Raw genomic sequence first — 15,784 nt, 5'->3', positions numbered from 1 at the left:
TGACCCCATGCCGAACTCAGAAGTGAAACGCCGTAGCGCCGATGGTAGTGTGGGGTCTCCCCATGCGAGAGTAGGGAACTGCCAGGCATCAAATCGGAAACCCCGTACCGCAAGGTACGGGGTTTTTTGTCGTCTGCACGAAACTCTCAGGCCCTGCAACCCTGCAACCCTGCAACCCTGCAACCCTCAAACCCTCAAACCCTCAAACCCTCAAACCCTGAAGCCATGAAACCCAGAAACCGGTCGGGTGGCGGCTCCGCCTTACCCGGCCTGCGGATCACGCCGCGCCGCCCGGCAATTCCAGCCGCACCTACTCCCCTTCCTTGAAACTTTCTCACCTTTCACATGCAGGCTCGACATTTGGCTTATTCCTGGTTATTGTCAGCTATCTGGATGTCTAAACGTTTATACGTATGCTGTGAGGATATAAGGTTATGCCGATTAGGGTGCAGGACGAGCTACCAGCCGTCAATTTCTTGCGTGATGAGAATGTCTTTGTAATGACGGCATCGCGCGCTACAGGTCAGGAAATTCGTCCTTTGAAGGTGCTTATCCTTAACCTGATGCCAAAGAAAATTGAGACGGAAAACCAGTTCCTCCGCTTACTCTCTAACTCCCCGCTGCAGGTTGATATCCAGCTGCTGCGTATTGATGCGCGCGAATCCCGTAACACACCTTCAGAGCATCTCAATAACTTCTACTGTAACTTCGATGATATTCGCGACGAGAATTTCGATGGCCTGATCGTTACCGGCGCACCGCTAGGTCTGGTTGAGTTCAACGACGTAGCCTACTGGCCGCAAATCAAGCAGGTACTTGAGTGGGCCAAAGATCATGTCACCTCTACGCTGTTTGTATGTTGGGCGGTACAGGCGGCACTCAATATTCTTTACGGCATCCCTAAGCAAACGCGCACCGAAAAACTTTCTGGCGTCTATGAGCACCATATTCTGCACCCTCATGCATTACTGACGCGGGGCTTTGATGATTCCTTCCTGGCTCCCCATTCACGCTATGCCGATTTCCCGGCAGCACTGATCCGTGACTACACCGATCTGGAGATCCTGGCAGAAAGCGAAGAGGGTGATGCCTACCTGTTCGCTAGCAAAGATAAACGCATCGCCTTTGTCACTGGCCATCCTGAATACGATCCCGACACCCTGGCGAGCGAGTATTTCCGTGATGTCGAAGCGGGTTTAAACCCGGACGTGCCGTACAACTATTTTCCACAAAACGATCCGCAGAACAAACCGCGGGCAACCTGGCGCAGCCATGGCAACCTGCTGTTTACTAACTGGCTCAACTACTACGTCTACCAGATCACACCATACGATCTGCGCCACATGAATCCGACGCTGGATTAATCCTCTGACGATCCTCTTCCTGTAGCGTTTCAGCTCACCAGTTAAGGCACCTTCGGGTGCCTTTTTTATTTCCGAAATAAACTCCGCTTGATGACTAACTTTTAATTGCATAAATATCAGGCAGTTAAATGCATTTTAAATTAAAAATGGAAATAGTTTTTGATTTTACGATAAATCGAGATAGTCTTTATTTTGCTGAACGAAAACTACACAACGATCTTTCGTTCGCCTGGGGGAAGTGAATTTGGATCAATGACGAGGAGCAGCACAATGAATCAACAGGCAACCATTATCGATGAACTGGCGTTTAACCAACCGCATGGCGAGCAGGAGCAGCAGGTCCTGACGCCCGAGGCCGTTGAGTTTCTTACCGAGCTGGTGACCCGTTTCACGCCAAAGCGCAATAAATTACTGGCGGCACGTATCCAGCAGCAGCAAGACATTGATAATGGAAAGCTACCGGACTTTATTTCGGAAACCGCTTCCATTCGAGAAGGTGACTGGACGATTCGCGGCATCCCGCAGGACCTGCAGGATCGACGTGTGGAGATCACCGGCCCGGTGGAGCGCAAGATGGTGATCAATGCGCTCAATGCCAATGTGAAAGTCTTTATGGCCGATTTTGAAGATTCGCTGGCGCCCGACTGGAGCAAAGTGATCGAAGGGCAGATTAACCTGCGCGACGCGGTGAATGGCACTATCAGTCACACCAACGAAGCAGGAAAAATTTATCAGCTCAAGCCCAACCCGGCAGTCCTGGTCTGTCGTGTACGCGGCCTGCATTTACCGGAAAAACATGTGACCTGGAATGGGGAAGCGATCCCCGGCAGCCTGTTCGACTTTGCCCTCTATTTCTTCCACAACCATAAAAATCTGCTGGCAAAAGGCAGCGGCCCCTATTTCTACCTGCCGAAAACCCAGTCCTGGCAGGAAGCGGCCTGGTGGAGTGAGGTCTTTAGTTATGCCGAAGATCGTTTCGGGCTGCCACGCGGCACCATCAAAGCCACGCTACTGATTGAAACCCTGCCGGCTGTATTCCAGATGGACGAAATACTGCATGCCCTGCGTGACCACATTGTTGGCCTGAACTGTGGCCGTTGGGACTATATCTTCAGCTATATCAAAACGCTGAAAAACCACCCCGATCGCGTCCTGCCGGATCGCCAGGTGGTCACCATGGATAAATCATTCCTGAATGCCTACTCGCGTCTGTTAATCAAAACCTGCCATAAACGCGGCGCTTTCGCGATGGGCGGGATGGCGGCGTTCATTCCGAGCAAAGACAGCGAGCGTAACACCCAGGTTCTGAAGAAAGTGAAGGCCGATAAAGAGCTGGAGGCCAACAACGGCCATGACGGCACCTGGGTGGCGCATCCGGGTCTGGCTGATACCGCCATGGAAGTCTTCAACCGCATTCTCGGTGATAACAAAAACCAGCTGCACGTCACCCGTGAGGACGACGCGCCTGTCACCGCCGCCCAGCTGCTTGAGCCGTGCGAGGGCGAACGCACCGAAGAGGGAATGCGCGCCAATATCCGCGTGGCGGTGCAGTACATCGAGGCGTGGATTTCCGGCAACGGCTGTGTGCCGATTTACGGTCTGATGGAAGATGCCGCTACCGCCGAGATCTCACGTACCTCTATCTGGCAGTGGATCCATCATCAAAAGACGCTCAGCAACGGCAAACCGGTTACCAAAGCCCTGTTCCGCCAGATGCTGTCGGAAGAGATGCTGAACATTCAGGAAGAGCTGGGCGAGCATCGCTTCAGCAGTGGTCGCTTCGACGCCGCGGCACGCCTGATGGAACAGATCACCACCTCAGACGAGTTAATCGACTTCCTGACGCTGCCTGGCTACCGCCTGCTGGCGTGATTTCACCACATAACAATATGGAGCATCTGCACATGAAAACCCGTACCCAACAGATCGAAGCATTACAAAATGAGTGGACTCAACCGCGCTGGGAAGGCATTGAACGCCCTTATAGCGCAGAGGAAGTGGTGAAGTTACGCGGTTCGGTCAACCCGGAGTGCACCCTGGCGCAACTGGGCGCGGCCAAAATGTGGCGTCTGCTGCACGGCGAATCGAAAAAGGGCTACATCAACAGCCTCGGTGCATTAACGGGCGGCCAGGCGTTGCAGCAGGCGAAAGCAGGCATTGAAGCGATCTATCTGTCAGGCTGGCAGGTTGCGGCAGACGCCAACCTGGCCTCCAGCATGTACCCGGATCAATCCCTCTATCCGGCAAACTCTGTTCCGGCGGTGGTGGAGCGCATTAACAATACCTTCCGCCGTGCGGATCAGATCCAGTGGGCGTCCGGTATTGAGCCGCAGGATCCACGCTTTGTGGATTACTTCCTGCCGATTGTCGCCGATGCGGAAGCAGGCTTTGGCGGGGTACTGAATGCCTTCGAGCTGATGAAATCGATGATTGAAGCCGGTGCAGCGGCCGTTCACTTCGAAGATCAGCTGGCCTCAGTGAAGAAGTGCGGACACATGGGCGGCAAAGTGCTGGTGCCGACTCAGGAAGCCATTCAGAAACTGGTGGCGGCCCGTCTGGCTGCTGATGTAATGGGCGTTCCGACGCTGGTGATTGCCCGTACCGATGCCGATGCCGCAGATCTGATCACCTCAGATTGTGATCCTTATGACAGCCCGTTTATTACCGGGGAACGTACCAGCGAAGGTTTCTATCGTACCCATGCTGGCATTGAACAGGCGATCAGCCGTGGCCTGGCGTATGCCCCTTATGCTGACCTGGTGTGGTGCGAAACCTCCACCCCGGACCTGGCGCTGGCTAAACGCTTTGCCGACGCCATCCATGCAAAATATCCGGGCAAACTGCTGGCCTATAACTGCTCCCCATCCTTCAACTGGCAGAAAAATCTGGACGATAAAACTATCGCCAGTTTCCAGCAGGCGCTGTCGGACATGGGCTACAAGTACCAGTTCATTACCCTGGCAGGCATTCACAGCATGTGGTTCAACATGTTCGACCTGGCGCACGCCTATGCTCAGGGCGAGGGCATGAAGCACTACGTCGAGAAGGTCCAGCAGCCGGAGTTCGAAGCAAGCAAACAGGGCTATACCTTTGCCTCGCATCAGCAGGAAGTGGGAACCGGCTACTTCGATAAAGTGACGACCATTATTCAGGGCGGCACCTCCTCCGTGACCGCACTGACAGGCTCAACCGAAGAAGCACAGTTCTGATCACCTCACCCTGACCCTCTCCCCACAGGGGGGAGGGAACAAAAGGGCGTGAGTTATTACGGTTGGCACAATACAGCGTTACGCCTTCTCCCTGTGGCGAGAGGGCAGGGGTAAGGGAGATCTATGTCGCGTGAGCTGGAGTTACTGATTGCACAAACCATTCTGCAAGGCTTCGATGCCCAGTATGGTCGTTTCCTTGAAGTGACATCCGGGGCGCAGCAGCGCTTTGAGCAGGCTGACTGGCACGCCGTGCAGCAGGCAATGAAGCAACGTATTCACCTTTATGATCACCACGTTGGCCTGGTGGTGGAGCAATTACGCTGTATTACCGGGCACACCATTACCGATGCCGCATTCTTACTGCGAGTGAAAGAGCATTACACCCATCTGCTGCCGGATTACCCTCGCTTTGAAATAGCGGAAAGCTTTTTCAATTCCGTCTATTGTCGGCTGTTCGATCACCGCTCTTTATCACCGGAGCGGCTCTTTATTTTCAGCTCTCAGCCTGAGCAACGTTTTCGTACCCTGCCGCGACCGCTGGCAAAAGACTTTTTCCCCGATAACGGCTGGGAAGCATTACTCACCAAAGTGTTAGCCGATCTTCCTTTGCGCCTGCCCTGGCAAAATCGTGCCCGTGATGTGGGCTATATCATCGCGCATTTGTCCGAGGCGGTGGGGACAGAGACGCTGCAAAACAGCCATTTGCAGGTCGCTAACGAATTGTTCTATCGCAATAAAGCGGCCTGGCTGGTTGGCAAACTGATGACGCCCGACGGCACCGTACCGTTTTTAGTGCCCATACATCGCAGTGATGAAGGACAACTGGCGGTGGATACCTGCCTGACCACCAACACCGAGGCCAGCATCGTTTTCGGCTTCGCCCGCTCTTATTTTATGGTCTATGCCCCGCAGCCAGGGGCGCTGGTGGAGTGGCTGCGGGAGATCCTGCCTGGTAAAACCACCGCCGAACTGTATATGGCGATAGGGTGTCAGAAACACGCCAAAACTGAGAGCTATCGGGAATACCTGCACTATATCGCCCATGCCGACGAGCAGTTTATCGAGGCACCGGGCATTCGCGGAATGGTAATGCTGGTCTTTACCCTGCCGGGATTTGACCGGGTCTTTAAGGTGATTAAGGATAAATTTGCCCCGCAGAAAGAGATGTCTGCCGCTCACGTCCGCGCCTGCTATCAGCTGGTTAAGGAGCACGACCGCGTCGGGCGAATGGCCGATACCCAGGAGTTTGAGAATTTCGTACTTGATAAGCGACAGATTGCGCCGGAACTGATGGCGCTCTTGCTCCAGGAAGCACCAGGCAAGATCACTGACCTGGGGGACCGGATTGCCATCAGCCATCTTTATATCGAACGCCGGATGGTCCCGCTCAATATCTGGCTGGAGCAGGCGGAAGGGCAGGTTCTCCACGATGCCATCGAAGAGTACGGCAACGCTATCCGTCAGCTGGCAGCGGCTAACATTTTCCCGGGCGATATGTTGTTTAAAAACTTTGGCGTCACCCGGCACGGACGGGTCGTGTTCTACGATTACGACGAAATTTGCTACATGACCGAAGTGAATTTCCGTGAGATCCCGCCGCCGCGTTATCCAGAGGATGAGTTCGCCAGCGAACCGTGGTACAGCGTCTCGCCGGGGGATGTCTTCCCGGAAGAGTTTCGGCACTGGCTATGTGCCGACCCGCGCATTGGGGCGCTCTTTGAGGAGATGCATGCCGATCTGTTTCGGGCAGACTACTGGCGCAGGTTGCAAACACGCATTAAGAACGGGCACGTGGAGGACGTATACGCCTACCGCCGTCGCCAGCGGTTTAGCGTACGTTATGGCTGGCCAGTGAGTTCCACCACGGCAAACTCTTCGTAAATCAGCTCCATTTCCGGCGACCAGCTTCCTTCTCGCTCAAAGAACTGCTGATGAGCCGATTGCCAGTAAGCCAGGCTGAGATCGCCTTCCCCTTCCATGGCGGCCAGTTCGGCGGTCATTTCATCGAAACGTATCAGCCTGAGCGCGAGCGTGCGTATAACGCAGACGGCATCGCCCGCGCCGTTCAGCACAATATGGTACGCGCCGGGCGTGACGGGAGGCTGCTCCTGGCGGTAGCTGGCTAACGAACAGCAGGTGCCGCGCTTTTTACCGGCCACCACCAGTGCCGCCAGCTCGTCGGCCAACGTCGGCGAATCGCCAAAAGCCCAGCATAACGCCTGCGGATATTTATCCTGCCAGTAGGATTTTAACGTGCTCATCAACGCGCTCCGCCGTACGCCAGCGTCACTTCTTTGGCAGCCTTAATCACCAGCGCACCCAGCTCGGTCACCCGGTCATCAGTCATCCGCGAGATCGGCCCGGAAATGGAGATGGCGGCAAATGGCTCGCGATGCTCATCATAAATGCACGCCGCAAGGCAGCGCAGGCCGAGGGCATGCTCTTCATCATCAAAGGAGTAACCGCGCTTACGCGTCAGGGCTAAATCCTCTTTCAGATGTAACGGTGACACCAGTGTCGCGTGGGTATAAGCGTGTAAGCCTTTGCGATGCAACAGGCCGGTGACCTGCTCTTCGCTGAGCTGGGACAAAAATGCTTTTCCTGCTCCGGAGGCGTGCATCGGCAGCTTGCCGCCAATGGGAGCCGACATGCGCATCAGCTGGGTACACTGCACCTGGTCGATAATAATCGCCTGGTGATCGCTCTGGTCGAGCACCGCCAGGTTGACCGTCTCGCCGGAATCCTCCATCAGCTTACGCAGGATCGGGTGCACGATGGCGAGCAGATTACGGCTCTGCAAAAAGCTGCTGCCGACGATAAACGCGTGGGCACCCACGGACCAGTGCCCCAGTTCGCCCACCTGACGCACAAAGCCCAGTTGCTGCATGGTGGTGAGCAGGCGATGGGTGGTGGAGTTCGGCAAGCCTGCCTGTTGGGCCAGCTCGGTCAGCGCCACGCTGCTGTGCGACTCGGCTATCCACTCCAGCAGTTTAAGGCCCCGCGTCAGAGACTGGACTTGTCCACCCGGCTGGGCGGTTGCGGCGGCAGGTTTTCTGCCGCGTTTAGCGGGAACGGTGGCGACCATGACAGGCTCCTTTTTCTGTATCGTGGAAATCATTTTCGTTTTATTTGGGCGTTTTGCAACCGCTATCCGTACTGATCGGAGGAGTTATAGTGAACATGTCTCATGTTACCGCGGTGTGACTTTTCCCCCTTGCAAGATTATGCCAGTATGGTCTGCTGGCCTTTTGGCCTGGTTGACCGTTGTCGGGAGCAAGTGTGAGCAGCAAAGTAGATCAACTGCGTGCGCAGTTAAATGAACGCATTCTGGTGCTGGATGGCGGTATGGGCACCATGATCCAGAGCTATCGTCTGAGTGAAGACGACTTTCGCGGCGACCGCTTCGCCGACTGGCCCTGCGATCTAAAAGGCAACAATGACCTGCTGGTTCTCAGCAAGCCAGAGATTATCGCCGCCATTCATTACGCCTATTTCGAGGCGGGCGCGGATATCGTTGAGACCAACACCTTCAACTCGACAACTATCGCCATGGCGGATTACCAGATGGAATCCCTGTCGGCGGAGATCAACTACGAGGCGGCCAAACTGGCGCGTGCCTGCGCCGATGAATGGACCGCGCGCACCCCGGAAAAACCGCGCTACGTAGCAGGCGTGCTTGGCCCGACCAACCGCACCGCCTCTATTTCACCGGACGTGAACGATCCGGCGTTTCGTAATATCACCTTTGACCAGCTGGTGGCCGCGTACCGCGAGTCGACCCGTGCGCTGGTGGAGGGCGGTTCTGATCTGATCATGATTGAAACGGTGTTCGATACCCTCAACGCCAAAGCCGCAATCTATGCGGTGAAAGAGGAGTTCGACGCGCTGGGCGTGGATCTGCCGATCATGATCTCGGGTACGATCACCGATGCTTCTGGCCGTACCCTCTCAGGACAAACCACGGAAGCGTTTTACAACTCCCTGCGCCACGCCGATGCCCTGAGCTTTGGCCTGAACTGTGCGCTGGGGCCGGACGAACTGCGCCAGTATGTGCAGGAGCTGTCGCGCATCGCCGAATGCTACGTCACTGCTCACCCGAACGCCGGTCTGCCGAATGCCTTCGGTGAATACGATCTCGACGCCGGGACGATGGCGGCGCAGATCCGCGAATGGGCCGAATCCGGGTTCCTGAATATCGTCGGCGGCTGCTGCGGCACCACGCCAGAGCATATCGCCGCCATGAGCAATGCGGTGGCAGGCCTGGCCCCGCGCAAGCTGCCCGAACTGCCGGTTGCCTGCCGACTGGCCGGACTTGAGCCGCTGAACATCGGCGATGACAGCCTGTTTGTGAACGTGGGTGAACGTACCAACGTGACTGGCTCCGCGAAGTTCAAGCGCCTGATCAAAGAAGAGAAATACAGCGAAGCGCTGGACGTTGCCCGCCAGCAGGTTGAGAGCGGCGCGCAAATTATTGATATCAACATGGATGAGGGGATGCTCGACGCCGAAGCGGCGATGGTGCGTTTCCTTAATCTCATCGCCGGGGAGCCGGACATTGCCCGCGTGCCGATTATGATCGACTCCTCGAAATGGGAAGTGATCGAGAAAGGCCTGAAGTGCATTCAGGGCAAGGGCATCGTTAACTCCATCTCCATGAAAGAGGGTGTCGAACCTTTTATACATCACGCGAAGTTGGTGCGCCGCTACGGTGCCGCCGTGGTGGTGATGGCCTTCGATGAGGTCGGCCAGGCTGACACCCGCGAGCGCAAAATTGAGATCTGCCGCCGCGCGTACAAAATTTTGACCGAAGAGGTTGGTTTCCCACCAGAAGACATTATCTTTGACCCGAATATCTTTGCCGTGGCGACCGGGATCGAAGAGCACAACAACTATGCTCAGGACTTTATCGGGGCCTGTGAAGACATCAAACGCGAGCTGCCGCATGCCCTGATCTCAGGCGGTGTCTCCAACGTCTCGTTCTCGTTCCGCGGTAACGACCCGGTGCGTGAAGCCATCCACGCGGTATTCCTCTATTACGCCATCCGTAACGGCATGGATATGGGCATCGTCAACGCCGGGCAGCTGGCGATTTATGACGACCTGCCTGCCGAACTGCGCGACGCGGTTGAAGACGTGATTCTGAACCGCCGCGACGACGCCACCGAGCGCATGCTGGAGCTGGCTGAAAAATACCGCGGCAGCAAAGCCGACGACAGTGCCAACGTCCAGCAGGCCGAGTGGCGCTCCTGGGACGTGAATAAGCGTCTTGAGTATTCGCTGGTGAAAGGCATCACCGAGTTTATCGAACAAGATACCGAAGAGGCACGCCAGCAGGCCACACGCCCGATTGAAGTGATCGAAGGGCCACTGATGGACGGCATGAACGTGGTCGGGGATCTGTTCGGCGAGGGCAAAATGTTCCTGCCGCAGGTGGTCAAATCCGCTCGCGTCATGAAGCAGGCGGTGGCGTATCTGGAACCCTTTATCGAAGCCAGTAAAGAGAAAGGTTCCAGCAACGGCAAGATGGTGATCGCCACCGTGAAAGGCGACGTGCACGACATCGGCAAAAACATCGTCGGTGTGGTGTTGCAGTGTAATAACTACGAAATTATCGATCTGGGCGTGATGGTGCCAGCGGATAAAATCCTCAAAACCGCGCGCGAAGTGAATGCTGACCTGATTGGCCTCTCAGGGCTGATCACCCCGTCGCTGGACGAGATGGTCAACGTGGCGAAAGAGATGGAGCGCCAGGGCTTTACCCTGCCGCTGCTGATTGGTGGCGCGACCACCTCGAAAGCGCACACCGCGGTGAAGATCGAGCAGAACTACAGCGGGCCGACGGTATACGTACAGAACGCCTCGCGCACGGTAGGCGTGGTCTCGGCGCTGCTGTCAGCAACTCAGCGTGACGACTTTGTTGCCAGAACCCGCAAAGAGTACGAAACGGTGCGTATCCAGCACGCGCGCAAAAAACCGCGCACCCCGCCGGTGACCCTGGCGGCGGCACGGGATAACGACCTGGCCTTTGACTGGGCCAGCTATACGCCGCCCGTCGCCCATCGCCTGGGCGTGCAGGAGGTAACGGCCAGCATCGAAACCCTGCGTAACTACATCGACTGGACGCCGTTCTTTATGACCTGGTCGCTGGCCGGGAAATATCCCCGCATCCTCGAAGATGAGGTGGTGGGTGAAGAAGCCCAGCGCCTGTTTAAAGATGCCAACGATCTGCTCGACCAGCTCAGCGCAGAGAAAACCCTCAATCCGCGCGGCGTGGTGGGGCTGTTCCCGGCGAACCGCGTGGGGGATGATATCGAGATCTATCGCGATGAAACCCGTACCCATGTGCTGACGGTCAGCCACCATCTGCGTCAGCAGACGGAGAAGGTCGGTTTTGCCAACTACTGCCTGGCCGACTTCGTCGCGCCGAAGCTGAGCGGTAAAGCCGACTACATCGGTGCCTTTGCCGTGACCGGCGGGCTGGAGGAGGACGCGCTGGCGGATGCCTTCGAAGCGCAGCATGATGATTACAACAAAATCATGGTCAAAGCGATTGCCGACCGTCTGGCCGAAGCGTTTGCCGAATACCTGCATGAGCGGGTGCGTAAAGTGTACTGGGGCTATGCGCCGAACGAGAACCTCAGCAACGAGGAGCTGATCCGCGAGAACTACCAGGGGATCCGCCCGGCACCAGGCTATCCGGCCTGCCCGGAGCACACCGAGAAAGGCACCATCTGGCAGCTGCTGGATGTCGAAGCCCATACCGGTATGAAACTCACGGAATCCTTCGCCATGTGGCCGGGTGCATCGGTGTCCGGCTGGTATTTCAGCCATCCTGACAGCAAGTACTACGCTGTGGCGCAGATCCAGCGCGACCAGGTAGAGGATTATGCCCTGCGTAAGGGGATGAGCGTCGCGGAGGTAGAGCGCTGGCTGGCGCCAAATCTGGGGTACGACGCAGACTAAGGTCACGTTTCCTTACAACAAACAGGGCACCCACAGGGTGCCCTGTCTCTTTCTGACATTTAAGACCTTATACTGAACGAAGGTTCCTTCGATATTGCCCGGTGGCGCTTTTGCTAACCGTACATGCGCCCAGGCGGGATAAGCCATCGCCGTCATCCGGCAAGACAGCCTGCAAGGAACCACAGGAAAACGGATAACGAAAAGGAGAACCGATACTCGTGTTGACACTGCTACATCTGCTTTCTGCCGTGGCGTTGCTGGTCTGGGGCACACATATTGTCCGCACCGGCGTAATGCGCGTTTTTGGCGCCCGCTTACGTACCGTCCTCAGCCGCAGCGTTGAGAAAAAGCCGCTCGCGTTCTGTGCCGGCATTGGCGTCACTGCGCTGGTACAAAGCAGTAATGCCACCACCATGCTGGTCACCTCGTTTGTGGCCCAGGATCTGGTGGCGCTGACCCCTGCGCTGGTGATTGTTCTCGGCGCAGATGTCGGCACCGCGCTAATGGCGCGCGTATTAACCTTCGATCTCTCCTGGCTGTCGCCGCTGCTGATCTTCATTGGCGTCATATTTTTCCTTGGCCGCAAACAGACCCGCGCCGGGCAACTGGGACGGGTGGGGATCGGCCTTGGGCTGATTTTGCTGGCGCTGGAGCTGATCGTTCAGGCTGTCACCCCTATCACCCAGGCCAGCGGCGTGCAGGTCATCTTTGCCTCGCTGACCGGCGATATCCTGCTGGATGCGCTGATTGGCGCGGTGTTTGCCCTGATCAGCTACTCCAGCCTGGCGGCGGTGCTGCTTACCGCCACGCTCACCACGGCAGGGATCATCTCCTTCCCGGTGGCCTTATGTCTGGTTATTGGTGCCAACCTCGGCTCCGGCCTGCTGGCGGTACTTAATAACAGTGCCGCCAACGCCGCAGCCCGTCGCGTGGCGCTCGGCAGCCTGCTGTTCAAGCTGGTGGGGAGTCTGGTCATCCTGCCGTTCGTCTATCCGCTCGCAAATCTGATGGACAACCTGCCGCTGCCAAAATCGGAGCTGGTGATCTACTTCCACGTCTTCTACAACCTGGTGCGCTGCGTGGCGATGGTGCCCTTTGCCGAGCCAATGGCGCGGTTCTGCAAGCGGGTCATCCGCGATGAGCCAGAGCTGGATGCGCGCCTGAAGCCGAAGCATCTGGATACCTCAGCCCTGGACACCCCGGCGCTGGCGCTGGCCAATGCCGCCCGGGAGACGCTGCGCATGGGCGATGCCATGGAGCTGATGCTGGAGGGGTTGAAAAAGGTCATGCACGGCGAGCCGCGAGAAGAGAAAGATCTGCGCAAGCTCGCGGATGACATCAACGTGCTCTATACCGCCATTAAGCTCTATCTGGCGCGGATGCCGAAAGATGAGCTGGCGGAGGAGGAGTCCCGCCGCTGGGCAGAGATCATCGAGATGTCGCTCAACCTGGAGCAGGCCTCTGATATCGTCGAGCGCATGGGGAGTGAAATCGCGGATAAATCGCTGGCGGCCCGGCGGGCGTTTTCCCTCGAAGGGGTCAAAGAGCTGGATGCGCTGCACGACCAGCTCCTCGCCAACCTGAAGCTGGCGATGTCGGTCTTTTTCTCCAGCGATCTGGCGAGCGCCCGTCGTCTGCGTCGTAACAAGCACCGTTTCCGTATCCTCAACCGCCGCTATTCCCACGCGCACGTTGACCGACTGCACCAGCAAAACGTGCAAAGCATCGAGACCAGCTCCCTGCATATGGGCCTGCTGGGGGATATGAAGCGTCTTAACTCGCTCTTCTGCGCGGTGGCATACAGTGTGATGGAGCAGCCGGACGAAGACGACAGCCGGGATGAGTATTAATCTGGATAACGCCTCGCAGGACCACACTGCGGGGCCTGATACGCAGGTCATGATGTTCAGCAAACCGGAGACCTGTCTCAGTGACCGTGGGCTGATCTTTTTACCAGCCCAAACCTAAGGTATATTTCGCCTCTACAGGAGAAATTATGCTGCCAACTCAATCCACCCGATTAAACAAATACATTAGCGAGAGCGGGATCTGCTCGCGCCGCGAGGCTGACCGTTACATCGAACAGGGCAACGTGTTTATCAACGGTAAACGCGCCACTATTGGCGATCAGGTTGTTCCTGGCGATGTGGTCAAAGTGAATGGTCAACTGATCGAGCCACGGAACGAAGAAGACCTGGTGTTTATCGCGCTGAATAAACCGGTTGGCATTGTCAGTACCACGGAAGATGGCGAGCGCGACAACATTGTAGATTTCGTTAACCACAGCAGCCGTATCTTCCCGATTGGCCGTCTGGATAAAGACTCTCAGGGGCTGATTTTCCTCACTAACCACGGCGATCTGGTGAATAAGATCCTGCGGGCCGGTAACGACCATGAGAAAGAGTACATCGTCACGGTCAACAAGCCGGTGACGGATGATTTCATTCGCGGGATGGGGGCGGGCGTTCCGATCCTTGGCACGGTCACGAAAAAGTGCAAAGTGAAGAAAGAGGCACCGTTCGCCTTCCGTATCACTCTGGTTCAGGGGTTAAACCGCCAGATCCGCCGCATGTGCGAACATTTTGGTTTTGAAGTGACGAAGCTGGAACGTACCCGCATCATGAACGTTAGCCTCTCCGGCATCCCGCTGGGCGAGTGGCGCGATCTGACCGACGACGAGCTGATTGAGCTGTTCAAGCTGATCGAGAACTCATCCTCAGAAGCGAAACCGAAAGCGAAGGCAAAGCCGAAAACGCAGGGTATCAAACGCCCGGTAGTCAAGGCGCCGCAAACGGAAGAGAAAAGCCGGGGCAAACCGGCCGGAAACGGCAAACGCTTTACCCAGCCAGGGCGCAAAAAGAAAGGGCGCTAATCAGCGCCTTCCACGGGTTGGGGTATTCGCCGACCAGGAAAATGTCGCCTCTTTATCCACCTTATAAGCCTGCTCTTTTCTCAGCTTGCGGGCTTTTTTAGCGTCCTGTTCACGCTGCGCCATCAGTTTGTCGATGTACTCTTTCTTCACGTGATTGGTTTCGGCGTTGGTCAGCAGTCGGCCATGGGCGATACGGGCGCGATCGAGCAGGGTTTTCAGTTCGCGCTGCTCGCTTTCCGTCATGTCTTTCTGGGTCAATCTCGGTGTGGACATACCTGAAGCCTCCTGTGGACGAGGCTTCAGTGTAAAGCATGCCTTCGCTGCCGCGAAGCTGAATTAACCTTCCTTCACCACATCGTGTTTCTTTTGGTCCTGGATCGGCTTACCTGACCAGTAACCCGCCAGCAGGGAACCGGAAAGGTTATGCCATACCGAGAACAGCGCGCCAGGCAGTGCCGCCAGCGGCGAGAAGTAAATTTTGCCGAGCGCAGCGGCCAGACCTGAGTTTTGCATCCCCACTTCAATCGCCAGCGTACGGCAGGTGGACTCGTCAAAGCCAAACAGCTTCCCACCCCAGTAGCCACCCAGCAGTCCGATGATGTTATGCAGCACCACAGCGATAATCACCACAAAACCGACAGAGGCGATGTGCGCCGCAGAGCCCGCCACCACGGCGCTGATAATCGCCAGAATGCAGACCATCGAAAACGCCGGCAGATACGGCTCAAGGGCTTTCACCAGCCGCGGGAACAGGTGATGAATAATCAGCCCCAGCGCAATCGGGATCACCACGATTTGCAGAATGCTCAGCAGCATTCCCATCACATCCACCTGAATGTGGGCATCCACGTACAGACGTGTCAGCAGCGGCGTCGCCACCACGCCCACCAGCGTGGAGACGGAGGAGATCGTCACCGACAGCGCCACATCCCCCTTCGCCAGATAGATCATCACGTTGGAGGCCGTACCGCTGGCCACGCTGCCCACCAGCACCATCCCGGCGGAGAGATCCGGTGGCATCTTAAAGGCGATGGCCAGCACCCAGGCGGCCAGAGGCATCACCAGGTAGTGCAGGAAAATTCCCGCCGCAACCGGTGCCGGGCGTGACAGCACACGTTTAAAATCGTCGATTTTCAGGTGCACGCCCATGCCGAACATGATCAGCATCAGCAGCGTAGTGACCCACGGGCCAATGGAGGTAAAGGTGGTTGGCGTGTAATACGCGAGAACAGAGAGCAGCAGCGCCCATAACGGGAACAGCCGGGTGATAGCGGATAACATACGTATTCCTTGCGATTGTGTTGTGTCATGTAGTTATAAAAAAGCCGGGTTCAAGCCCGGCTTAGAGATAGTGTTTATCCTGCTAATGATTTTTG

11 protein-coding genes and 1 rRNA gene are annotated in these 15,784 nt (G+C 56.6%); 8 read left to right on the top strand and 4 right to left on the bottom strand.

Annotation, left to right across the window (positions count from 1 at the left end; genetic code table 11):
• The 5 genes from rrf to aceK form a co-directional block, all read left to right on the top strand.
• Positions 1-87 (top strand): 5S ribosomal RNA (gene rrf, locus ABIE02_RS12620); the annotation flags it as partial.
• Positions 88-434: 347 nt separating this feature from the next.
• The gene (gene metA / locus ABIE02_RS12615; protein WP_032615921.1) at positions 435-1,364 is read left to right on the top strand and encodes a homoserine O-acetyltransferase MetA; all 930 of its coding nucleotides are present in this window, start codon (positions 435-437) and stop codon (positions 1,362-1,364) included.
• Positions 1,365-1,634: 270 nt separating this feature from the next.
• Positions 1,635-3,236 carry a malate synthase A gene (gene aceB / locus ABIE02_RS12610; protein WP_103793491.1) on the top strand — a complete coding sequence of 534 codons (1,602 nt, stop codon included), beginning with the start codon at positions 1,635-1,637 and terminating at the stop codon, positions 3,234-3,236.
• A 32-nt stretch (positions 3,237-3,268) separates the two neighbouring features.
• Positions 3,269-4,573: an isocitrate lyase gene (gene aceA / locus ABIE02_RS12605; RefSeq protein WP_032615925.1), complete on the top strand. Its 1,305-nt coding sequence runs from the start codon at positions 3,269-3,271 to the stop codon at positions 4,571-4,573.
• Positions 4,574-4,696: 123 nt separating this feature from the next.
• The gene (aceK, locus tag ABIE02_RS12600; RefSeq protein WP_148569966.1) at positions 4,697-6,454 is read left to right on the top strand and encodes a bifunctional isocitrate dehydrogenase kinase/phosphatase; all 1,758 of its coding nucleotides are present in this window, start codon (positions 4,697-4,699) and stop codon (positions 6,452-6,454) included.
• Here the strand turns inward: aceK and ABIE02_RS12595 are convergent.
• The gene (locus ABIE02_RS12595) at positions 6,412-6,834 is read right to left on the bottom strand and encodes an ASCH domain-containing protein (RefSeq protein ID WP_032615930.1); all 423 of its coding nucleotides are present in this window, start codon (positions 6,832-6,834) and stop codon (positions 6,412-6,414) included. The genes aceK and ABIE02_RS12595 overlap by 43 nt on opposite strands.
• Positions 6,834-7,658, bottom strand: coding sequence for a glyoxylate bypass operon transcriptional repressor IclR (gene iclR, locus ABIE02_RS12590; RefSeq protein ID WP_072250920.1), 825 nt, complete (start codon positions 7,656-7,658; stop codon positions 6,834-6,836). Before iclR ends, ABIE02_RS12595 begins: the two co-directional genes overlap by 1 nt.
• Before the next feature lie 194 nt (positions 7,659-7,852).
• Between iclR and metH the strand changes: the two genes are divergently transcribed.
• The 3 genes from metH (at position 7,853) to rluF (ending at position 14,408) form a co-directional block, all read left to right on the top strand.
• Positions 7,853-11,536, top strand: a complete 3,684-nt coding sequence (gene metH / locus ABIE02_RS12585; protein WP_145963911.1) for a methionine synthase — start codon at positions 7,853-7,855, stop codon at positions 11,534-11,536.
• Between the two features lie 218 nt (positions 11,537-11,754).
• Positions 11,755-13,386, top strand: a complete 1,632-nt coding sequence (locus ABIE02_RS12580; RefSeq protein ID WP_032615934.1) for a Na/Pi cotransporter family protein — start codon at positions 11,755-11,757, stop codon at positions 13,384-13,386.
• Positions 13,387-13,532: 146 nt separating this feature from the next.
• Entirely contained in the window at positions 13,533-14,408 is an 876-nt protein-coding gene (gene rluF, locus ABIE02_RS12575; protein WP_032615936.1) for a 23S rRNA pseudouridine(2604) synthase RluF, read from the top strand.
• On the opposite strand, the gene ABIE02_RS12570 is transcribed toward rluF, so the two are convergent.
• The gene (locus ABIE02_RS12570) at positions 14,409-14,681 is read right to left on the bottom strand and encodes a DUF3811 domain-containing protein (RefSeq protein ID WP_032615937.1); all 273 of its coding nucleotides are present in this window, start codon (positions 14,679-14,681) and stop codon (positions 14,409-14,411) included.
• A 63-nt stretch (positions 14,682-14,744) separates the two neighbouring features.
• A complete protein-coding gene (panS, locus tag ABIE02_RS12565) occupies positions 14,745-15,689 on the bottom strand; it encodes a ketopantoate/pantoate/pantothenate transporter PanS (RefSeq protein ID WP_117386851.1) in 945 nt (314 codons plus the stop codon).
• Between the last annotated feature and the right edge of the window lie 95 nt (positions 15,690-15,784).

The organism is Leclercia sp. 1548, assembly GCF_050435045.1.
Taxonomy (GTDB): Bacteria; Pseudomonadota; Gammaproteobacteria; order Enterobacterales; family Enterobacteriaceae; genus Enterobacter; species Enterobacter adecarboxylatus.
This window is presented reverse-complemented; position numbering and strand designations above follow the sequence as displayed.

Bases quoted from the DNA above. Each gene is read 5' to 3' on its own strand.
- aceK (WP_148569966.1), top strand. From the start codon at position 4,697: ATGTCGCGTGAGCTGGAGTTACTGATTGCACAAACCATTCTGCAAGGC.
- ABIE02_RS12595 (WP_032615930.1), bottom strand. From the start codon at position 6,834: ATGAGCACGTTAAAATCCTACTGGCAGGATAAATATCCGCAGGCGTTA.
- iclR (WP_072250920.1), bottom strand. From the start codon at position 7,658: ATGGTCGCCACCGTTCCCGCTAAACGCGGCAGAAAACCTGCCGCCGCA.
- metA (WP_032615921.1), top strand. From the start codon at position 435: ATGCCGATTAGGGTGCAGGACGAGCTACCAGCCGTCAATTTCTTGCGT.
- ABIE02_RS12570 (WP_032615937.1), bottom strand. From the start codon at position 14,681: ATGTCCACACCGAGATTGACCCAGAAAGACATGACGGAAAGCGAGCAG.
- panS (WP_117386851.1), bottom strand. From the start codon at position 15,689: ATGTTATCCGCTATCACCCGGCTGTTCCCGTTATGGGCGCTGCTGCTC.
- aceA (WP_032615925.1), top strand. From the start codon at position 3,269: ATGAAAACCCGTACCCAACAGATCGAAGCATTACAAAATGAGTGGACT.
- rluF (WP_032615936.1), top strand. From the start codon at position 13,533: ATGCTGCCAACTCAATCCACCCGATTAAACAAATACATTAGCGAGAGC.
- aceB (WP_103793491.1), top strand. From the start codon at position 1,635: ATGAATCAACAGGCAACCATTATCGATGAACTGGCGTTTAACCAACCG.